The sequence below is a fragment of the Paenibacillus pinistramenti genome (assembly GCF_005869875.1).
Lineage (GTDB): Bacteria > Bacillota > Bacilli > Paenibacillales > Paenibacillaceae > Fontibacillus > Fontibacillus pinistramenti.
In genome coordinates, this window is record NZ_VAWG01000004.1 from 1 (window position 1) to 21,053 (window position 21,053).

General features: G+C 48.7%; 17 protein-coding genes. 6 read left to right on the forward strand and 11 right to left on the reverse strand.

Annotated elements, in window-relative coordinates:
- Positions 1 to 280 precede the first annotated feature (280 nt).
- Together FCN15_RS06985 and gyrA are read right to left on the reverse strand one after the other, a co-directional pair.
- Complete coding sequence (locus tag FCN15_RS06985) at positions 281 to 1,375, reverse strand: HD-GYP domain-containing protein (RefSeq protein WP_138494299.1); 1,095 nt, start codon at positions 1,373 to 1,375, stop codon at positions 281 to 283.
- Between the two features lie 218 nt (positions 1,376 to 1,593).
- Positions 1,594 to 4,149: a DNA gyrase subunit A gene (gene gyrA / locus FCN15_RS06990; RefSeq protein ID WP_138494300.1), complete on the reverse strand. Its 2,556-nt coding sequence runs from the start codon at positions 4,147 to 4,149 to the stop codon at positions 1,594 to 1,596.
- A 446-nt stretch (positions 4,150 to 4,595) separates the two neighbouring features.
- On the opposite strand from gyrA, the gene FCN15_RS06995 reads away from it, so the two are divergent.
- A complete protein-coding gene (locus FCN15_RS06995) occupies positions 4,596 to 5,390 on the forward strand; it encodes a YheC/YheD family protein (protein WP_138494301.1) in 795 nt (264 codons plus the stop codon).
- A gap of 54 nt (positions 5,391 to 5,444) precedes the next feature.
- Here FCN15_RS06995 and gyrB read toward each other — a convergent pair whose 3' ends face one another.
- From gyrB to FCN15_RS07040, 9 genes are all read right to left on the reverse strand, one after another.
- Complete coding sequence (gyrB, locus tag FCN15_RS07000; protein WP_138494302.1) at positions 5,445 to 7,355, reverse strand: DNA topoisomerase (ATP-hydrolyzing) subunit B; 1,911 nt, start codon at positions 7,353 to 7,355, stop codon at positions 5,445 to 5,447.
- Between the two features lie 90 nt (positions 7,356 to 7,445).
- Entirely contained in the window at positions 7,446 to 7,694 is a 249-nt protein-coding gene (remB, locus tag FCN15_RS07005) for an extracellular matrix regulator RemB (RefSeq protein ID WP_138494303.1), read from the reverse strand.
- 16 nt (positions 7,695 to 7,710) lie between these two features.
- On the reverse strand, positions 7,711 to 8,823 hold the full coding sequence (recF, locus tag FCN15_RS07010) for a DNA replication/repair protein RecF (protein WP_138494304.1): 1,113 nt from the start codon (positions 8,821 to 8,823) through the stop codon (positions 7,711 to 7,713).
- A 64-nt stretch (positions 8,824 to 8,887) separates the two neighbouring features.
- On the reverse strand, positions 8,888 to 9,103 hold the full coding sequence (gene yaaA, locus FCN15_RS07015; RefSeq protein WP_138494305.1) for a S4 domain-containing protein YaaA: 216 nt from the start codon (positions 9,101 to 9,103) through the stop codon (positions 8,888 to 8,890).
- Between the two features lie 28 nt (positions 9,104 to 9,131).
- Entirely contained in the window at positions 9,132 to 10,274 is a 1,143-nt protein-coding gene (gene dnaN, locus FCN15_RS07020; protein WP_138494306.1) for a DNA polymerase III subunit beta, read from the reverse strand.
- A 274-nt stretch (positions 10,275 to 10,548) separates the two neighbouring features.
- Positions 10,549 to 11,898: a chromosomal replication initiator protein DnaA gene (gene dnaA / locus FCN15_RS07025; RefSeq protein ID WP_138494307.1), complete on the reverse strand. Its 1,350-nt coding sequence runs from the start codon at positions 11,896 to 11,898 to the stop codon at positions 10,549 to 10,551.
- A 693-nt stretch (positions 11,899 to 12,591) separates the two neighbouring features.
- Entirely contained in the window at positions 12,592 to 14,121 is a 1,530-nt protein-coding gene (gntK, locus tag FCN15_RS07030; RefSeq protein ID WP_338044365.1) for a gluconokinase, read from the reverse strand.
- A gap of 149 nt (positions 14,122 to 14,270) precedes the next feature.
- On the reverse strand, positions 14,271 to 15,632 hold the full coding sequence (locus FCN15_RS07035; RefSeq protein WP_138494309.1) for a GntP family permease: 1,362 nt from the start codon (positions 15,630 to 15,632) through the stop codon (positions 14,271 to 14,273).
- A gap of 159 nt (positions 15,633 to 15,791) precedes the next feature.
- Positions 15,792 to 16,469 (reverse strand): GntR family transcriptional regulator, encoded by a 678-nt coding sequence (locus FCN15_RS07040; RefSeq protein ID WP_138494310.1) that lies wholly within the window; start codon positions 16,467 to 16,469, stop codon positions 15,792 to 15,794.
- Between the two features lie 484 nt (positions 16,470 to 16,953).
- Here FCN15_RS07040 and rpmH point away from each other — a divergent pair, with 484 nt between their 5' ends.
- The 5 genes from rpmH to mnmE all read left to right on the forward strand — a co-directional run bounded on the left by rpmH (position 16,954) and on the right by mnmE (position 20,950).
- Positions 16,954 to 17,088, forward strand: coding sequence for a 50S ribosomal protein L34 (gene rpmH / locus FCN15_RS07045; protein WP_009223341.1), 135 nt, complete (start codon positions 16,954 to 16,956; stop codon positions 17,086 to 17,088).
- A 260-nt stretch (positions 17,089 to 17,348) separates the two neighbouring features.
- Complete coding sequence (gene rnpA, locus FCN15_RS07050) at positions 17,349 to 17,696, forward strand: ribonuclease P protein component (protein WP_138494311.1); 348 nt, start codon at positions 17,349 to 17,351, stop codon at positions 17,694 to 17,696.
- A 77-nt stretch (positions 17,697 to 17,773) separates the two neighbouring features.
- The gene (locus FCN15_RS07055) at positions 17,774 to 18,661 is read left to right on the forward strand and encodes a YidC/Oxa1 family membrane protein insertase (protein WP_138494312.1); all 888 of its coding nucleotides are present in this window, start codon (positions 17,774 to 17,776) and stop codon (positions 18,659 to 18,661) included.
- The gene (gene jag / locus FCN15_RS07060; protein ID WP_138494313.1) at positions 18,658 to 19,377 is read left to right on the forward strand and encodes an RNA-binding cell elongation regulator Jag/EloR; all 720 of its coding nucleotides are present in this window, start codon (positions 18,658 to 18,660) and stop codon (positions 19,375 to 19,377) included. Before FCN15_RS07055 ends, jag begins: the two co-directional genes overlap by 4 nt.
- A gap of 193 nt (positions 19,378 to 19,570) precedes the next feature.
- On the forward strand, positions 19,571 to 20,950 hold the full coding sequence (mnmE, locus tag FCN15_RS07065) for a tRNA uridine-5-carboxymethylaminomethyl(34) synthesis GTPase MnmE (RefSeq protein WP_138494534.1): 1,380 nt from the start codon (positions 19,571 to 19,573) through the stop codon (positions 20,948 to 20,950).
- Positions 20,951 to 21,053 lie beyond the last annotated feature (103 nt).

Genomic DNA, 21,053 nt, shown 5'->3' on the forward strand with positions numbered 1-21,053 from the left:
GCCGCCAGCGTTCGTCCTGAGCCAGGATCAAACTCTCCATAAAAGTAAAGTTTGTAGCTCATTTTGAATCTGACGAGTTGTTACTCGTTGTTTATTTCTCACTCGTTGTTCAGTTTTCAAAGATCAAGCTTTTTCTTCAACGTCTTCAATCGCCGTCAACTCTTATATAGTATCACATTCCAACCAACGTTGCAAGCATTTTTGTTTATTTATTTTATTTAACAAAAAAACACTGCAAATAGGCGAGTAACAAAGTCCCATTTTGCAGTGCTGAACAATTTCATTTAACGATATCCACGATATAGAGTTGATGGTTATTAGCAAGATTAATGATTTGTCCCTTTACAGAAACCATTGGCCTGGTCGGATGATTGCGGTCAGTGAAGACGATTTCCCCGATTTCTTCATTGCTAAGGAGTACGCGTGTCCCATTGTGAAGCTCGGTGACCTTAGCAATAAAAGTTTTGACTATAGAAGGATCTAGTTTACCGAAGGCCTCCGACTGAATCTCTTCCAAAACCAGATATGGGGATTGGGGTTTTCTATATCTCTTCTTTAGCGTCATTGCATGAAAAATATCGGCTACAGCTACAATTTTAGCGTAGATATGAATTTTATCGCCTGTAAGGCGGAGGGGGTAGCCTGACCCGTCATTTTTCTCATGATGCTGCAGCGCAGAAAGACGTACCCCTTCATTTAGCGCCGCAATATTACGCAGCATTTGATAGCCGTACGTAGTATGCAGCCGGACCTCCTCTAACTCTTCTGTATTCAGATTAGAGGGATTGTACAAAATGTCAGGGTCAACTTTGACGTTCCCTATATCGTGCAGCAGGCCGGCTAGAGCAACCTGTACCCAGTCTTTTTGAGGAAGCCCGTGCCACTGAGCCAGAGAATAAGAGGTAAGAGCACTAAGAATACCATTATGGTACATATAATCGTATTCGTTCATATTTTTAGGGACAAAAGTCAGGATATTATAGTTCTTAAGCATCCCAATTAAAGTCTCCAGTTGGTTGCGAAGGTCGAATACCGGGAGATTAGTGGCAAGAATGGATTGAAAAGCGCTCTTTAACAAACTTAACATGCGGTCGTACTCCAATTGGAATTGATCCAGCGGCGACCTTTTGACTTCCTGTTGGGCTGATTCAGAACCAGCCTCGTTTCTAGCTTCCTTGGAAGACGATGAGCCGAGGCCTGCAGACTGTTTCCCGCCCTCAATATCAACCTCTTGAATCATAAAAGCCTGAAGGATGTCCAAGTCTCTGGGAAGCAGCACTTTGCCTTTAGGCATAAGCATTCCACCAAGCATTGTATGTACTGGATTTGCAATTTTCAGTCCTGGCTTTAAGTCCCTTACAGCTACATACCCCATTTTGATCCCTCACTATTAACTTGATTCTTTATTATTGTTATTAGATTAGCTGACTAACAGACTAATTATATACGCGTTTAGCCAGGGGGACAATTCCTCTTTTTTAAACTTTAAAATTTTAAAACTTTAAAATAGTGGACGGAAGTGGATGTAGGATACCGAAAAATAAAAACGAACCTCCCTTAAGAAGGTTCGCTTTATAGTTCAATCTTTGGAGCTTATTCCTCTTCGGAATCGTCCGGGATCTCTTCCATTTCAGGAGAAGCCACTTCATCCGTGCCTGCAGCATCCAGAAGCTCATCCTCAGCCGATAATGGATGATCTTCATCCAGCAGTTCATCATTCGCTTCTTCCGATTTATCTGTCCGGCATACCGTTGCAACCGAATCCTCTTCACGAATATTAATCAGCTTAACGCCCTGCGCGTAACGGCCCATCGTGCTGATACCCGCCATGCTGGTCCGAATCAAGGTACCGCTGCTGGTGATAATCATCAAGTCCTCTTCGTCTTTAACGACTTTAAGGCCAATAACGATACCATTCTTCTCGGTTACGTTAATCGTCTTAATGCCTTTACCGCCACGGGATTGAACGCGGTAGTCGTCCACAGGAGTACGTTTGCCGTAGCCTTTGGTTGTTACGATCAGAATATCTTGTTCCGGTACGATGACATCCATGGCGATTACCTGGTCATCCGAGTCAAGCGTGATTCCTTTAACCCCTGTCGCAGAACGTCCCATGGAACGTACATCACTTTCCAAGAAGCGGATAGACATACCTTGGGCCGTACCTAAGATCACCTCTTGATTGCCATCCGTCATCTTAACATCAATCAGACGGTCATCGTCGCGAAGGTTGATGGCAATGAGACCGCCTTTACGAATATTCACGTAGTCCTCAAGCGGCGTCTTCTTGACAATGCCCTGCTGGGTAGCAAAGAAGAGCAGTTTATCCGTCTCTGAAGGAACAACCGGAATAACCGCATTTACCGTTTCACCCTGTTCGATTTGAATCAGGTTGATAATTGGAGTACCCCGTGCGGTCCGGCCAAGCTCTGGAATTTCGTAAGCTTTGATCCGGTACGCTTTGCCGCGGTCGGTAAAGAACATCAGGTAATTGTGGGAGTTGGTTACGAACAGATGCTCAACGAAGTCATTATCTTTCGTATCCATCCCTACAACACCACGGCCGCCCCGCTTCTGGCTGCGGTATGTCGTTACAGGCAGGCGCTTGATATATCCGGTATGTGTGATCGTAATGACGACCTCTTCCTGAGGAATAAGGTCTTCATCAAGAATGCTTTCTTCACCGACTGTAATCTCAGTCCGGCGTTCGTCAGCAAATTTCTCTTTAATCTCCTGCAGTTCCTGGCTGATAATGTCCAGCACAAGTGCTTCGCTGGCCAGAATTTCCCGGTATTCGGCAATCTTCTGGACCAGTTCGTTATATTCATTCTCAATTTTGTCGCGTTCCAAACCGGTCAGACGGCGCAGACGCATGTCCAGAATCGCTTGAGCCTGTTCAAAGCTCAGACCAAAACGGGTAATCAACCCTTCGCGGGCTTCTTCGTCCGATTTGGAGGAACGAATCAAAGCGATAACCTCGTCGATGTGATCCAAGGCGATGCGCAGGCCTTCAAGAATATGAGCTCTCGCTTCCGCCTTACGGAGATCGAATTCAGTCCGGCGCCGGATAACCTCAACCTGGTGAATAATATAATGTCTCAGAACCTCGTGCAGCGTAAGGATGCGGGGTTCATTATTCACAATAGCCAGCATGTTGATGCCAAACGTGGACTGCATAGCTGTATGTTTGTACAAGTTATTCAGCACAACGTTAGGATTAACATCCCGGCGAAGCTCAATAACAACACGCATACCGGTACGGTCTGATTCATCCCGCAAATCGGTAATGCCTTCGATCCGTTTCTCTCTGACCAATTCAGCAATCTTCTCTACCAGTCTTGCTTTAATGACCTGATACGGAAGCTCATGCACGATAATCCGGGCTTTATTGTTATGCTCCTCAATGGTTGCTTTCGCTCGCATCGTTACGGAACCGCGTCCGGTTGAGTAAGCCTGTCTGATTCCTTCCCGCCCTAAAATGTAACCGGCAGTAGGAAAGTCAGGTCCTTTGATGTATTCCATCAATTCCAGGGAGGTAAGATCAGGATTCTTGATTAAAGCCTGAACCCCATCAATGACCTCACCCAGGTTATGAGGAGGAATATTGGTCGCCATCCCTACCGCAATACCGGAAACCCCGTTTACCAGCAGGTTGGGGTAGCGGGCAGGCAGAACCACCGGCTCCAGCTCTTCTCCGTCATAGTTAGGAGTGAAATCTACTGTCTCCTTATTGAGATCACGCAGCATTTCCATTGCAATCTTAGATAATCTTGCTTCCGTATACCGCATCGCGGCAGCAAAGTCGCCGTCAATGGAGCCAAAATTGCCATGACCGTCAACCAGCATATTTCGCATGGAGAAATCCTGAGCCATCCGGACCATGGTCTCATATACAGCAGAGTCACCATGAGGATGATACTTACCGATCACTTCGCCGACGATTCTGGCCGACTTCTTAAACGGCTTGTCCGGGGACATCCCGAGCTCAGACATTGCAAACAAAATGCGGCGATGAACAGGTTTGAGTCCATCCCGAACATCCGGCAAAGCCCGGCTGACAATGATGCTCATTGCATAATCCATAAAGGACTCGCGCATCTCCTGACCAATATCACGATCTACAATACGCGAGAATTTTTCTTCCGCCATGCTGTACCTCCTTGAATGACCAGTGTACATCTATGAGAAAAGCCGCAAAAGCAGCCCGCGAGACCCAGCCAGAACTTTCTAATCCGCCGTACACACGCTGGTCTGCGAGTACTCAAAAAGAATGTATTAAAAGGCCGTAACCCCTAGATAAACGCTAATATTTATTATATTACTTTCACAAAACAAGCACAATTAAACCTAACCAAAGAGCTGGTCTCTGGACAGGATTACTAAAAATAGGGAAATGTCCAATCCTGCGGCTTTCCGGTATCATACACTGTTCCTATACTAGGTTGTTTTCCTACAGTTTCTTGGATTTCAAATCAGTTAGAAAATCACCATATCTTATAATTATACCATTGTTTGCCCCTTCTGTCCTATGGTTTTTCAGCCTTACAACGCTTGAATTCCATAAGTTAGCCCGCTTAGAAAGGAATGAAGCAGTCTTGCCTATTCAGCGTGTTTCGAGCAAGTGGGAAAAAACAAAGGTATTGCTCAAGAACGAACGATTAAGCCGTTACATCCCAGAAACCCGGCTATTATCATCGGAACAGCTGAAGCTTATGCTGGAGCAATATCATTTGGTATTTATCAAACCAGACCGCGGCACCTATGGAATAGGAGTCATGTCGATGGAGCAGTACCAGGAAGACCCGCAGGAGCCGGAATCACCTTGGCTGTATAAGCTTCGCTCTGGAATAGAAAGCCGTATTTTTAATTCCGTGGACGAGGTGGACCCTCTGTTAAAAGAGCGGACTAACGGGAAGCCGTATCTGATCCAGCGCGGCATTGAGCTCCTTACTTACGAGAACCGAAAATTTGACCTCCGGGTGCTTGTGCAAAAGAATCCAAAGGGGGCCTGGGAAACAACAGGCATGATTGGCCGGATTGCCGGGCAGCAGAAAATTATAACCAACTATCACAGCGGCGGAAAAACAGCACCTGTCGAAGAATTATTTAAAAATTACCTTCAGCCCAAAGGCCTCGCCAGTCTGATCATCGAACTGCGCAGACTAGGGGAAAGGGTAGGCGGCCAGCTTGAGCGGAAGTACGACCGGCTGCAGGAAATCGGCCTCGATATTGCGGTTGACGCAGACTTTCGCCCATGGATACTAGAGGTGAACACCCTTCCGGCGCTGTTCCCCTTCAAATGGCTGCCAGACAAAACTATTTATCCAAAAATACGCAAATATGCCCTTGCATACGGCAGAAAATTGGACGGCAAGAAGAAACCTTCATAGGGAGTAGGAGACGTAAAAAAAGACCAGGCATCCATTCTGCCTGGTCTCCTGCTGTTAAATATCCAGATTCTTAACGTATTTAGCGTGTTCCTGAATGAAATCACGGCGCGGCTCAACATTGTCGCCCATAAGCTTGTCGAACAAAGCGTCGGCCAGGATTGCGTCAGAGATGGAAACCTGCTGCATGGTCCGGGATTCAGGATCCATTGTCGTTTCCCACAGCTGCTCCGGATTCATCTCTCCAAGTCCTTTATATCGCTGAACGTTTAATTTCACGCCTTCGCCAAACTCCGCGATAATTTCATCGCGCTCCTTCTCGGATCCGGCGTAGCGGATAACCTTGTTTCGCTCGATCTTGAACAGCGGCGGCTGGGCAATGTAAATATAGCCTGCTTCAATAACCGGACGCATGAAGCGGAAGAAGAACGTGAGCAGCAGCGTCCGAATATGTGCGCCGTCGACGTCCGCATCGGTCATAATAATAACCTTGTGGTAGCGGGCTTTGGAGATATCAAGCTCATCGCCGATGCCTGTGCCGAGCGCCGTTATGATGGCACGGATCTCAGCGTTGCCCAGAATCCGGTCAAGGCGGGATTTTTCAACATTCAGAATCTTACCGCGCAGCGGCAAAATCGCCTGGAAATGGCGGTCGCGGCCCTGTTTGGCCGATCCGCCCGCCGAGTCCCCTTCGACAATGTACAATTCGCTGATCGAGGCATCTTTGGACGAGCAGTCCGCCAGTTTGCCAGGCAGGCTGCTGACCTCAAGCGCACTCTTGCGGCGCGTCAATTCACGGGCTTTACGGGCAGCTTCCCGGGCACGGGAAGCCTGAAGGGCTTTTTCCACGACTCGTTTCGCTACGGCCGGATTCTCATCCATAAACTCCTGAAGCTTCTCTGCAAACAGGGATTCGACGATGCCCCGGACCTCACTGTTGCCGAGCTTGGTTTTGGTCTGGCCCTCAAACTGAGGCTCAGGGATTTTGACAGAAATAATAGCGGTCAGACCTTCACGAACGTCATCTCCGGACAGGTTGGAGCCGCTGTCTTTGATGGCGCTTGTCTTGCGGGCATAGTCGTTAATAATCCGCGTCAAGGCGCTCTTGAAGCCGGATTCGTGGGAGCCGCCCTCATGCGTGTTGATGTTATTGGCAAATGAGTGAATGTTCTCGGTATAGCTGTCGTTATACTGCAGCGCGATTTCTACCTGAATCATGTCACGGGAGCCCTCTACATAAATCGGATCCTCGTGAAGAACCTCGCGGTTCTGATTCAGAAATTGGACATACTCGTTAATCCCGCCTTCGTAGTGAAAGGAGTCCGACTGCCCGGTCCGCTCGTCATGCAGGGTAATGGTTATGCCTTTGTTCAGGAAGGCCAGCTCACGAATACGCGTCTGCAGAGTTGTATAGTCAAAAACCGTCGTTTCGGTAAAAATCTCCGCATCCGGTTTGAACGTTGTCTTTGTGCCGGTATCCTCGCATGTGCCGATCACTTTCAAATCATACTGAGGAGCTCCACGGTGATATTCCTGCTGATAGATCTGCCCGTCGCGCTTGATTTCAACAATTACCTGTTCCGACAGGGCATTTACGACAGAAACCCCTACGCCGTGAAGACCGCCGGATACCTTATATCCGCCGCCGCCAAACTTGCCGCCAGCGTGCAGAACGGTCATAACGACTTCGAGCGTCGATTTCTTCATCTTCGGATGTTCGCCGACCGGAATCCCCCGGCCGTTGTCAATGACGGTGACGCTGTTATCCTGATGGACGATGACATCGATCCTGTCGGCATAGCCCGCCAACGCCTCGTCAATACTGTTGTCCACGACTTCCCACACCAAATGATGCAGCCCTTTGACGCTGGTTGAACCGATGTACATGCCCGGACGCTTCCGGACAGCCTCCAATCCTTCCAGCACCTGAATCTGACTTTCATCATACGATTGTTCGTTGATAGACATGCCTTCACCTACTTCTATGATTTAGAACCTCCGCGTGCTTATACAGAGGCCTTTAAAGTTAAAATTCTATAGCTCCTAATTCTAGAAATGCTAAAACTCCTGGTATGTGCTGCATCTCTTCTTCAGAGTCGCTGATGAAATCGGCGAATAGTAGACGGTCTGCTCCGTGACGACAATCGACTTCGGTTCTTCTTCGCTGATCTGCACCATTTTCTTGGTGCCCAGCATGTTCTCTACAAACTGCTTGGAGATCTTGGAAGATTTCTCAATCGATATATCAAATATAGCTACGAGTTCCCGTGATGAGACCACCTTCTCGCCGCCCAAATGAATATACACGTGCCCGCCTCCGCTTCTAGGACATCACTTGCCCGTTTTGAACATGAAAAATGCTGGCGTCCTTCAGTTTGGAGGCATTAATGCTCTCCATGCCGGTCGCTGTAATGAACGTCTGCACTTTGCTCTGAAAAGTCTCAATGAGCTGCGTCTGCCGGTAAGGGTCCAGTTCGGACAATACGTCATCCAGCAGAAGTACCGGGTATTCTCCGATCTCCTCATGAATCAGCTCAATTTCCGCCAGCTTCAAAGACAGCGCCGTCGTCCGCTGCTGTCCCTGCGATCCGAACACCTGGGCTTCCTTGCCGTTGATATGGAAGGCAATGTCATCCCGGTGAGGGCCCGCCAAAGTCATGCCCCGCCTCATTTCCTGATCTTTCGATTGTGATAACTTTATCATAAATTGCTCCAATAGGACAGCTTCATCTTCCTCAGCAGCATCCCCAAAGGAGGGAAGATAGGTTAATTCAAGGCTTTCTGCGCCATTCGTTATCCCCTTGTGGATATCTGAAGCCCAGCGCTGCAGCTTTCTTATAAATTGTTTCCTTCTCTTGATGATTTTAACACCGTGTTCCGCCAGCTGCTCATTCCAGACCTCAAGCATGATCAGGGAATCGGGCCCTGACTGGAAGGCATTTTTCAGCAGATTGTTGCGCTGGACGAGCACCTTTTGATACTGCTGAAGGTGGTAAAGATAGCTCGGCATAACCTGGCCGATCTCCATATCGAGGAACCGGCGGCGGATGCCGGGCGTGCCTTTTACAATCTCCAAATCCTCAGGGGCAAACATCACGACATTGAGTGTCCCTACAAAATCACTGAGCTTGCGCTGCTCAAGACCGTTCAGCCTGGCCTTTTTCCCTTGAGGCGACAAGCGGAGCTCCAGACTGACCGAACCATATTTTCGCTCAATTAGCGCAGCAAGCACCGCTGCGTCCGCCTGAAAAGAGATCAGCTCTTTATCTTTGGACGTGCGGTGCGACTTGGTTAACGCCAGCATTAATATAGCTTCAAGCAGATTCGTTTTGCCCTGCGCATTATTGCCCAGCAGCAGATTCACATTGCCGAACGTGTCAAGCTTTACCTGTTCGTAATTGCGGTAATGCTCGAGGCTTAATTGTTTAACAAACATGCAGCGCTCCTCCTACTCTTCAAGCATCCGCCCGGAATTCACCGCTACGGACCACATCAGAGGTTCACTCTGCAGCAACCTCAAAGGTACCTTCGCCTTCAACCTCAATCCGGTCGCCTGGATACAGCTTGCGTCCGCGCCGTTCTTCAGGTTCTCCGTTCACTTTGACAAGCCCCTCCTGCAGCAGCGCTTTGGCCATGCCTCCAGTTGGAACGCAATCAGCCAGCTTCAGAAATTGGTCGAGCTTGATATATTCACTGTGAATTTTTACTTGTTTCATGAATCTCCACGATCCTTTCGGCGTGACTCTAGTTGGTGGTGCGGTAAGGAAGAATGAGATAGAGACTGCGGCTTTCATCCGTAGGCTTCACAATAATCGGGCTCATTGCCCCGGTAAAGCCGATATGCAGCTGCTCGCTTTCCACCACTTTCAGTACATCCAGCATATATTTTGAGTTAAAAGAAATTTTGAGCGGATCTCCGGAAAAATCGACCACATCGAGCTGCTCTGTAACTTTGCCAAGCTCGGATGAGCTGGAGGAGATTTCAATGCTGCCGTCCTCAAGCGTCTGCAGTCTAACGATGTTTGTCTTCTCCTCACGGGACAGCAAATAAGCGCGGTCGATCGAATCGCTTAATTTTTTTGTATCCACAACGAGTTCTGTTTTGTAGTGTGACGGAATAATCTTGGAAGTATCCGGATAAGTTCCGTCGAGAATCCGCGAGTAGAAGAGCACCCGGTCAATTTTAAACAATACCTGGTTGTCTGCCACAACGATGTCGACCATGGTGTTCTGGTCCGGAATGATCTTGCTCAGCTCGTTCAGCGTTTTACCGGAGATGACAATGTTGCTGAACCGGACTTCTTCGGTGTTGTCAATCGGTGCGGTGCGGCTGGCCAGGCGGTGGCGGTCTGTGGCCACAAATTTAAACAGATTATCGCTGAGGTTCCACAGAACCCCGGTCAGAATCGGTGTAGTCTCATGAGTGGAAATGGAGAACACCGTCTGTTTGATCATATTGCGAAGCAGGTCGCCCGGCAGAGAAATGACCTGATCCTCTTCAATTATCGGCAGGACAGGGAATTCCTCCGGATCCAAGCCGACCATCTGAATATCGGTTGATCCTGAGCGGATAAAGGTTTGGAAGCCTTCTTTGACCTCCATTTCAATTTCGGACGAAGGCAGCTTCTTGATAATCTCCACAAAGAATTTTGCCGGAAGCACGACGCTGCCAGGACGCTCAATCTGAACGATCTGCTTGTTATTGTCCTCCTGCGGAATAAACGCCTGAATGGAAATATCCGTATCACTAGCCGTTAACGTTACCCCTTGGAAATTAACCTCAAGCTTGATGCCGGTCAAAATAGGAATTGTTGTGCGGCTGGAGATCGCTTTAGATACATGCTGGATGGATTCATTCAGCTCGTTTTTCAAAATCCGGATTTTCATACTGTCACTCCTAATTGATTAATTAACCTGCCGGTGATTGGTCATTGGTTGGTTTTGTTTTGTAGGTTTTGATTTTAAACCAGGTTTTCAAATGCAGCCTTCTGGCTGCTGTTGTTATGAAGATAAATCTTTTTAAAAAATAGTAGTAATAGCAGTAGGGGCACTGAATATGTGGATAAGCCCCTCAGACAATATAAAATCAAGCCTATCCACATGTGCATAGCTTGTGCATAGGCTTTGGAGCAATTCGAAAGTTATTCACTTGTTTATAAGTTTAGGCCGAGGTATTTTTGATCTTCTCGGTGATGTTATTGATGATTTTAAACAATTCCTGATCCATCTTCATCTGCTGCGAAATTTTCTCGTGCGCATGAATGACGGTGGTATGGTCACGCCCTCCAAATGCTTCCCCGATCTTTGGGAGGGAGTAGTCGGTCAGCTCTCTGGAGAGATACATCGCGATCTGCCTCGGGAAAGCAATGGCTTTGGTCCGTTTCCGCGCTTTAAAATCCTCCAGACGCAGATTGTAATATTCGCCCACCTTCTGCTGAATATCCTGAATTGTAATCATCTTCGGACGGCTTGACGGAATAATATCCTTCAGCGCTTCCGCGGCCAGATGGGTCGTCACATCCTGGTTGATCAGCGAAGAATAAGCGACCACCCGGATGAGAGCGCCTTCCAGTTCCCGAATGTTCGTATCGATCTGATTGGCGATGTACATCATCGCTTCATTCGGAATGTCGAGGTTCTCCGCACGGGCTTTCTTCCGCAAAATGGCGATACGCGTCTCTAAATCCGGCGGCTGAATATCGGTGATCAGGCCCCATTCAAACCGGGATCTGAGCCGTTCTTCGAGCGTCGGTATTTCCTTTGGCGGCCGGTCACTCGAAATGATGATCTGCTTGCGCTCTTCATGCAGGGCGTTAAACGTATGGAAAAATTCCTCCTGCGTCGATTCCTTACCCGCCAGGAACTGAATATCGTCAATCAGCAGAATATCAATGTTCCGATATTTGTTCCGGAAGCTCTCCCCGCGGTTATCCCGGATCGCATTGATAAATTCATTCGTAAATTTCTCGGAGGAAATGTACACGACCTTGCTGCTCGGCGAATGCTCGAGAATGTAATGGCCGATAGCATGCATCAGATGCGTCTTGCCAAGTCCCACGCCCCCATACAGAAACAGCGGGTTGTAAGCTCGGGCCGGTGCTTCGGCGACAGCAAGCGAAGCTGCATGGGCAAAACGGTTCCCGGAGCCGATGACGAATGTATCGAAGGTGTATTTCGGGTTCAGCATATTGGAGACCGGTTCTTCGGTTACAACAACCTGCGGAGTCTGCGGCTGCGGCGGAGCCTGCTCGGCGGGCTTGTTGTCCTCGATTTCAAAGGTTACATCGACCTGCTTGCCGAAGACTTCATAAATCGTGGAGGCAACAAGTTTGGTATAGCGGCTCTCCAGCCATTCCACAGCAAAGGTAGTCGGTGCTGAGATGACAACCGAGGTGTCGCTGATCGACACTGGCTTAGTGGCTTTGAACCACGTATCGAAGCTCGGTTTGCTCAGTTTGGTTTGGATAATGGATAGAATTTGCTGCCATAATTCAGAGGTATGGCTGTCCACAGACTGTCACTCCTTTATAACACTTACAATTGTGGCTTAAGCCATAAATAGCCCCCGGTTAGAGGGGCGGGATCTTCACGGGTCGAGGATATTTGGATCAGGACACAGTGAAGACGCAGAGTGGCGTCGACATAAAAAAGTCGAAAAAACAGAAATAAAGGGGAATTTATCCCCAATAGTCGTGTTTATGAAATTAAGAGGGATGAGGATAAATTAGAATTGTTCACAATTTTATCCACAGGCTGTTGATAATCACTAGGATAACAAAAGATATTCACACCGAAAAGCAATCTAATCATAGCAAAAGAAGGCTTATATTTCAATGAGTCCGCGGATTTTATCCACAAATTCAATAACTTGTGCATAAAAATCCTGCACACCACTACATATTGTTTATAATTTGTTCAGTTTTCGACATAAACCGAAAAATCACAGCAATTATTATGCACAGTTTATGAAGAATCCATTTATTTTGACGATTCAAGTTATCCACTGTTGTACGGCCGTAGAATTTCGGAGGTAAGTCAGTTGGGGGAAATCGTGGAGTAATAAAGCAGGGGAAAAATCCACTTAACGCCTCCCGGTTATACGGGAAAAAAATAGCCAGCTAAGAGCTGCACACGTGCAGCTCTTAGCTGGCTTATATTTTTAGAACAGCAGGCAGGGCCCGCTTAAAGAGAATAAAGCTTTGCCTTACAGCGCCCCGTGCTTCCGCTGGTACTGCGCCAGATCCGCATATTCATCCTCCAGCTTACGCGATAACCGGATGAAGATCGGAAGCAGCTCTTTGTAGAGGGCGGAGTTCTCCTTAACCGGCACATGCTGGTGGGTCGAGCCGACCATATCGGCAACTGCGCGCAGAGAATCCACTCTGCCGGTTGCATACAAACCAAGCACGACTGCGCCCAGGCAGGAGCTCTCAATGCTCTCCGGTACTGTAACCGGCTGGTCAAAAATGTCGGCCATCATCTGGCGCCACAGCGCAGAACGGGCGAACCCGCCTGTTGCCATGATTTTAGACGGCTGGCCGATCTGTTCCTCCATGGCAAGCATGACGGTATAGAGATTGTAAATAACGCCTTCCAGGACGGCGCGGATCATATGCTCCTTCTGATGGTGCAGCGTCAGGCCGAAGAAGGAGCCGCGCGCATCGGGATTCCATAACGGGGCCCGTTCTCCGGCCAGATAAGGATGGAAGAGCAGTCCTTCGGAGCCGGGGCGCACCCGCTCGGCGATTTTGGTCAGCACGTCGTAAGGGCTTATGCCAAGCCGCTTGGCCGTTTCCACTTCAGAGGCAGCAAATTCATCGCGGGCCCAGCGGAAAATCACGCCGCCATTGTTGACCGGCCCGCCGATTACCCACAACTGTTCCGTGAGTGCATAGCAGAAAATCCGGCCTTTCGGATCAATCACCGGACGGTCTACGACCGTGCGGATTGCGCCGCTGGTGCCGATGGTCACGGCTACAACGCCGGGATCAATGGCATTTACGCCTAAATTAGATAGGACGCCGTCCGTAGCGCCGACAATGAATGGGGTTTCGGGACTGAGGCCCATTTGCTGCGCATAAGAGGGGTCAAGGCCTTTCATTTCATGGGTGGTCGGAACGAGTCTGGACAACCGGTCGGAGGTTATTCCGGCTGTGTCCAAGGCTCCCTGATCCCAGTCCAGCTTGTTCAGTTCCAGGAGACCGGTGCAAGAGGCCATGGAATGGTCGATGACATACTGTCCGAACAGTTTGAAGAATACATATTCTTTAATAGAAATAAACTTGGCCGTTTGAGCGAACATTTCAGGCTGCTCATGGCGCATCCAGAGAATTTTGGTCAGCGGGGACATTGGATGAATTGGAGTGCCGGTTCTCAGAAAAATATCATGCCCGCCAAGCTCCTGCTTAAGCTTAAGGGTCCAGCCGGCACTCCGGTTGTCCGCCCAGGTCATGCCGCGCATAAGAGGCCGTCCGCCCGCATCGACCGGGATCAGGCTGTGCATGGCGGAGCTGAACGAGACAAACATCACCTGCTCCGGAGCAGCGGCGCTCCGGAGCATGACCTGGCGGATGGTCTCAATGACGGCAGCCAGAATCTGCTCCGGGTCCTGCTCGGCAATGTCCGCAGACGGCGTGTAAAGCGGATATTCAGCATGTGCGGAAGCTAAAATAGAGCCGTCCTGCTTAAACAGGACGGACTTGGTGCTGGTGGTGCCTATATCGACACCTATCATATATGAGGGAGCTTTTTCCTGCTCCTTAGAAGCTTGATTTGTAAGCATGGTTATTGCCTTCTCTCTTAATTTACTGATCTTGATTTACTGATCTTGATTTACTGCTCCTGATCCAATAATTTCTTTATATTTGGGGCAATTCGATTTGATTAAACAAAAATGCTGAGAATAAGAATGAACACGAGCCCAATGACAGACAGCAGGGTCTCCATGACCGTCCACGATTTTAACGTCTGCGGCACGCTCAGGTTGAAGAACTCCTTGATCATCCAGAAGCCCGCGTCGTTAACATGGGACAATATCAGGGAGCCTGCACCTGTAGCAAGCACAGCCAGTTCAACGCTGGCACCTGGCGTAGCGGCAAGAACTGGAGCTACAATTCCGGCAGCCGTTGTCATCGCGACCGTTGCGGAACCAGTTGCCACGCGAATCAAAGCGGCTACGAGCCAGGCGAACAGAATCACATTAATGTGGGCGTTCGTTGCGATATCGGCAATAGCGGTGCCTACGCCGCTGTTGATGAGCACCTGCTTAAATGCGCCGCCGCCGCCAATAATCAAAATAATCGTTGCCGTAGGAGCCAGACATTCGCTGGTAAACTTCGAAATCTGCTCCTTGGTGAAGCCTCTGGCAAAGCCGAGCGTGAAATAAGCAAAAACAACTGAAATAAGCAGGGCAATAACCTCGTTGCCGATAAATTCGCAGAATACGGTAAAGCCGCTGATGGTGTTCGGATCGGCAATATCGGCGATCGAGCCGATCAGCATGAGGATTACCGGCATGAGAATGGTTAACAGGGTGATGCCGAAGCCGGGAAGGTTAGCGGTTTTCTGTTCGGCAAACTGCTTGGCCAGATTATCTGGAGGCGTGGCAATAATTCTTTTTCCAATAAATTTACCGAATAATGGACCTGCAATAATTGCTGTAGGCAAACCGACGATTAAGGAGAAGAGAATCGTTCTGCCAAGATCAGCCTGGTAAGCATCAATGGCGATCATCGGAGCCGGATGCGGCGGGACAAGACCGTGAACGGTGGACAAGCCGGCCAGAATCGGAATTCCGATCTGCAGCAGGGACATTTTCGTCTTGCGGGCCACCGTAAAGACAATAGGAATAAGCAGAATGACGCCAACCTCGAAAAAGACCGGGATCCCGACAATAAAGCCGACGATCATCATCGCCCAGTGCACCTTTTTCTCACCGAAACGGTCAATCAGGGTGGTAGCAATCCGTTCGGCACCGCCGGACTCAGCCATCATTTTACCGAGAATGGTTCCGAGACCGATAACGATAGCGATGGTTCCGAGTGTTCCGCCGAGGCCGCTTGTGACGGACGTAATAACATCCGCGGCTTTCATGCCCGATACAAGGCCCAGCAGCAGGGCTGAGATCAGAAGAGTTACGAAAGGATTCCATTTGAATTTGGAAATCATAATGATCAGGAAGGCGATCGCGATCACCGTCCAGATCAGCAAGGTTGCATTATGGCTAAGGCCCAATAAGGATTGCATCTTAAGATCCTCCTACAAATAAATGTTGTGTATGTAACGCCTGTGTGTATAACGCTTACAATTATGAAAAATCCAACCCGGTATACTTGTAGACAAGTTAACCGGCAAGAGACGCTGGACCAGCCCAACGTTTCTACATTTTCTATTCCGTCGTTCGTATCAGGAGGAAGGAAGACTCCGCTGCAGCGTATTCCGGGAATCGGCGAAATATTCCTCCACCTGCTGCTGAATAACGGCTGTTTCCTTTGATTTCAGCGCATTCATCAGTTTATGGTGCTTATTTATTACTCGGGAAATATTTGCTTCACCAGCTGAAAAAACATCTCCGGTCGTGATCAGCAGGACGGTCATGACGATATGCCGGATACTGTTCCATAAATGGTTGATTCGGGTATGATTCGCTTCAAGAACAATCGTTTCATGAAAAGTCAGGTCCTGATAAGCAAATTCCACGATATCCTGGTGCTTGGCTGCCAGTTCCATCCGGTCAATGATTCTGCCAAGCCTTTCTATAAGTCCTGTGGTTTCCATCCCTGCCAGGCGCTGCTGCGCAAAGCTCTCGATTAGATAACGGACATCGTACAGCTCATCCCGGTCTTTGGCCTGAAGGCCGATGACTACAGCACCCATACGCTCAAGCCGGATTAATCCTTCAGCAGATAAAGTCCGCATGGCTTCGCGAACAGGGGAACGGCTGGTTCCAAAATCGGCGGCAATCCGGTTCTCCGAAAGAACTTCACCCGGTTTGATGGTGCCATTAATAATCTGCAGTCTTAATTCACTTGCGACAGCTTCTCCAAGCGAGGTGCCCTGCAGCCATACAGCAGGATAACGCATGATTCTCTCTCCATTCAGTTCCGATTAATATTGTTCCAATGAATAATGTTAATGATTCATTTCAATGTGGACCCTACAATCTTAACATGAATGAAGGCGTATCCATAATGGTAAAGTATCATCTCCTTATTTGGTATACTTGTATACAACATTTAAAATCTAAGATTTATTGTACTCCTGGAATCTTTGGCTGTAAAGGAGTTTTGAAAGCGCATTACTGAATAACAAAATGGAAAGGATAGAGATAAGTATAAGCAGATAAGGAGACCTTCTAGAAAAATAAAACGTTGTCCACATGTGGATAATGTTTTATTGGGGTAGCATATCCGTTTAGGCTGTGGATAGCTCATCGAGAAACGAATAAAAGGTACTGGTTGACTTTGGGCCGTTTTCATGGTTAAATGTAAAAAGGTTTTTTTCTGAGAAGATACAGAAGTTAGAAAAATACGAATAGCAAGTAATTCCTGTAAGGGGGTGCAAATAAATGAAACCAACTTTTAAACCGAACGTGAGCAAACGCAAGAAGGTTCATGGTTTCCGTAAAAGAATGAGCACGAAAAACGGCCGCAAGGTGCTGGCTGCTCGTCGTCTTAAAGGCAGAAAAGTACTCAGTGCGTAATGTGCGTGCGTAAAGACCACTACGGTGGTCTTTTTTTCGTACAATGATTTGAACACGGCGATTTGAATACGGCGATTTGAATACGCGATCCGTATGGCAATCGGGTAAGGGAATCCGGAAATCGTCACGAATTCGCCCTTTTTTACTTTGTCTATAAGGAAATAGGGTTGCAGCATGGGAAGTTTCGGAGATAATGAGGAGACAGGGTATATTTGCCTTGTTTTTCAATAGATCTAGGAAGTAAAGCAAGGAGAAGAGTCGTGCATAAAAAGCTGCGTCTACGCAATCGGGCCGATTTCGGCCGTGTTTATCGGAATGGGAAATCCTTCGCCAACCGTCAGCTCGTCGTTTATTGGGCACGCCGGCCAGAAATTGAGCAGTTCCGGCTCGGGATATCCGTCAGCAAGAAAATCGGCAATGCGGTGGTCCGCAACCGGATGCGCAGGCTGATTAAAGAAATTGTAAGACTAAACAAGGACAAGCTGATCGGTCAGGTCGATATTATTTTTATCGTACGTAAAGGAGCGACAGAAATGGGCTATGCCGAGCTGGAGAAAAGCGTGCTTCACGCCTTTCGCAAAGCGGGTCTGCTCAAGGGCTCCAAATAACGCCGGCTTGTTTTCTTTGCATGCCTAATTATGGTATGATTTATCCTGATGGAAGTGGCTAAGAGAGGGGTTATAAAGTGTCTTTATTGAAGACTAAAAAGAGCAGATGGATCCTGCTTGTTCTGGCAATCGGCCTAATCGCTGTGCTCTCGGGTTGCAGCAGCAGTACGGCTACCCAGACAACAACCGAAGATTTAAGGCACAGTTCTAATTTTTGGAATGCAAATGTCGTTTACTGGTTCTCGCTTGCGCTGGACAGCTTCGCTAAATGGTTTAACGGAGAATACGGTCTGGCGATTCTGGTCATGGTGATTATCGTCCGGACCATCATTCTGCCGCTGACTTTAAAGCAGGTAAAGAGCTCTAAAGCCATGCAGGCGCTTCAGCCGGAACTGAATAAAATTAAAGAGAAGTATAAGGATAACCCGCAGCAGCAGCAGCAGGAAACGATGAAGCTGTTCCAGGAGCATAAGGTTAATCCGATGGCGGGCTGTTTTCCGCTTCTAATTCAAATGCCGGTATTTATCGCGCTGTACAATTCCATTATCCATAACTCGGCGATCCGAACCAATAACTTCTTATGGCTTGAACTTGGCAAACCGGATCACCTGTTTATTCTTCCGCTGCTGGCGGCGCTGACGACGTTTATTCAAACAAAGATGATGTCCAGCATGAATCCATCCAGTGTGGCGGGCCCTATGCAGTTTATGATGTTTATTTACCCAGTGCTGATTTTCTTTATGGCTTACAACTTCCCATCCGCACTGCCTTTATACTGGTTCTACAGTAACCTGTACACGATTGTGCAGAACTATATTATTTACCGCAAGCCGAATCCGGCTGCAGTTGCAGCGGTTACTTCGACTTCGGGTACACCTGCTAAAGGAAACTCCAAAAAAGGCGGTTCGAACTTAAAAGCTGGTACTCCTAACCGGAGCGCCAAGGAGGCTAAAAAGTCCAAATGAGCAAAGTAGTGACGTCGGGAAAGACTATTGAAGATGCTGTGAAACAAGGATTGGCCATGCTCGGTGCGACCGAGGAACAAGTTGCCGTAACTGTATTGGAGCAGCCATCAAGAGGATTTCTGGGTCTGATCGGTGCTAAGCCGGCCAAAGTATCATTAACGCTGCTGGCGAAAGAAGAGCCGAAGTCAGAACCACCGCAGAAGGAGATACGTTCTGAACAGGCAGTATCGGAGACTGCCCCGGTTCAGACAGCGGGACAAGCCCAAGACCCCTACGAGGCGGCGGCGTCATTTCTTCGTGAAGTGGGCGAAAGTATGGGCCTCGAGCTTGAGGTCGAAATTAAGAAGCAGCGCGACGGGATGCTGCTGGCGGTGTCCGGCAGCAATCTCGGACTGCTCATTGGCCGCAGGGGACAAACCCTGGATGCCATTCAATATCTGGCTAATATTGTAGCTAACCGCTATTCTACCAATTTTGTACGTCTGGTCGTTGATGCCGAGAATTTCCGGCAGCGCCGGAAGAAGACACTCGAGGAGCTGGCAGAACGTCTGGCGGAACGGGTAATCCGTTCAGGCAAAGAAGTGGTGCTTGAGCCGATGCCTTCTCAGGAACGCAAGGCGATTCATGCCAAGCTGCAGAACCACCCTGAGGTGAAGACGCTGAGTAAAGGCGAGGAGCCGAACCGGCGGGTTGTTATTGCACCTCGAAATAAATAAAGAGATACGATGCAATGACGTGATGCTCCGGCTAACGTCATTGTTTTTTAGAAGCTTAGGATAAGCCTCTCGGGGTCCCCGCAAAGTCTTGAAAGCCGCCAATTGGGGCTCTTCGCTTTGTGGGGCTCTTTTATTACTGGCACGGGAGACTTTACTTACCGATAAATTATTTGGAAATGGGGCAAAAGGAATGATGCTGAGCGATACCATCGCTGCAATTTCTACCGCAGTTGGAGAAGGCGGCATAGCTGTCATACGGGTGAGCGGGCCCGAAGCCATCTCTGAGGCTGCCAAACTGCTGCGCTCGAAAGTAAAACTGACAGAGGCGGACACGCATACGGTGCATTACGGGTTTATTATGGATCCGCAGACCCAGGAGAAGGTGGAGGAGGTTCTCGTTACGGTAATGAGGGCTCCCCGTTCTTTCACCATGGAAGACGTGGTGGAGATCAGCACCCATGGCGGGGTCATTTCTGTAAAAAGGGTTATGGATCTGCTGCTGCAGCAGCCAGCGATCCGGCTTGCCGAACCGGGCGAGTTCACCAAGCGGGCGTTCCTGAACGGCCGGATTGACTTGTCGCAGGCCGAAGCTGTAATCGATTTGATCCGGTCGAAATCGGATAGGGCTTTTTCAGTGGCGTTAAAGCAGGTGGAAGGGCACCTTTCCCGGGAAATTAATGATATGCGGTATACGCTTGTAGAGACGCTGGCTCACATTGAGGTCAACATTGATTATCCGGAGCATGACGTGGAATCCATGACCAGCGAGTTTATCAAGGAACGCTGCAGCAAGGTCATTTCCCAAATTGAACGGCTTCTGAAGACGGCGAATGAAGGGAAAATCCTGCGCGAAGGCATTACTACGGCGATTGTCGGACGTCCGAATGTCGGCAAATCTTCCTTGATGAACGCTCTAACTCGTGAAAATAAAGCGATCGTCACCGACATTCCGGGGACGACCCGCGACGTTATTGAGGAATTTGTCACGATCAACAATATTCCGCTCAAGCTGCTGGATACAGCCGGTATCCGGGAAACGCTCGATGTCGTCGAACGGATCGGAGTTGAACGCTCTAAAGCTGCAGTAGAGGAAGCGGATTTGATTCTGCTGGTGCTGAACGGAGCTGAGCCGCTGCATGAGGATGAGCTTGCTTTAATAGAAGGAATCCGCCGGCGTCAGGTGCTTGTCCTGATTAACAAGACGGATTTGCCGCAAGAGCTGAACCGCGAGGTGCTGCGCCAATATTTTGAAGAAGGACAGATCGTAGAACTGTCGGTTAAGACCCGCGACGGCCTGGAGCGTCTGGAAGACGCGATCAGCCGGTTATTTTTCGGGGGCAAGCTGGAGTCCGGGGATCTAACCTACGTCAGCAATGTGCGTCATATCGCGCTGCTTAAGAAAGCGAAACAATCGCTGATTGAGGCATATGAGGCTTCGGACAGCGGTATTCCGATCGACATTATGCAGATTGACGTAAGGCTCGCTTGGGAGCAGCTCGGTGAGGTAATTGGAGATTCGGCGCCGGATGCGCTGCTGGATCAAATCTTTTCCCAATTCTGCCTCGGAAAATAGCTGCATTTTGCAGGAAATACGTTTACCGGGCGCTCGTTCATGGTATCATGGTAGAGTCGGATTTTTTCTTAAAAATTGAATGAAAGACGTTTGCTGCAAAGAT

Bases quoted from the DNA above. Each gene is read 5' to 3' on its own strand.
- FCN15_RS06985 (WP_138494299.1), bottom strand. From the start codon at position 1,375: ATGGGGTATGTAGCTGTAAGGGACTTAAAGCCAGGACTGAAAATTGCA.
- gyrA (WP_138494300.1), bottom strand. From the start codon at position 4,149: ATGGCGGAAGAAAAATTCTCGCGTATTGTAGATCGTGATATTGGTCAG.
- gyrB (WP_138494302.1), bottom strand. From the start codon at position 7,355: ATGTCTATCAACGAACAATCGTATGATGAAAGTCAGATTCAGGTGCTG.
- recF (WP_138494304.1), bottom strand. From the start codon at position 8,823: ATGTTTGTTAAACAATTAAGCCTCGAGCATTACCGCAATTACGAACAG.
- yaaA (WP_138494305.1), bottom strand. From the start codon at position 9,103: ATGAAACAAGTAAAAATTCACAGTGAATATATCAAGCTCGACCAATTT.
- dnaN (WP_138494306.1), bottom strand. From the start codon at position 10,274: ATGAAAATCCGGATTTTGAAAAACGAGCTGAATGAATCCATCCAGCAT.
- gntK (WP_338044365.1), bottom strand. From the start codon at position 14,121: ATGATAGGTGTCGATATAGGCACCACCAGCACCAAGTCCGTCCTGTTT.
- FCN15_RS07035 (WP_138494309.1), bottom strand. From the start codon at position 15,632: ATGCAATCCTTATTGGGCCTTAGCCATAATGCAACCTTGCTGATCTGG.
- FCN15_RS07040 (WP_138494310.1), bottom strand. From the start codon at position 16,469: ATGCGTTATCCTGCTGTATGGCTGCAGGGCACCTCGCTTGGAGAAGCT.
- rpmH (WP_009223341.1), top strand. From the start codon at position 16,954: ATGAAACCAACTTTTAAACCGAACGTGAGCAAACGCAAGAAGGTTCAT.
- jag (WP_138494313.1), top strand. From the start codon at position 18,658: ATGAGCAAAGTAGTGACGTCGGGAAAGACTATTGAAGATGCTGTGAAA.
- mnmE (WP_138494534.1), top strand. From the start codon at position 19,571: ATGCTGAGCGATACCATCGCTGCAATTTCTACCGCAGTTGGAGAAGGC.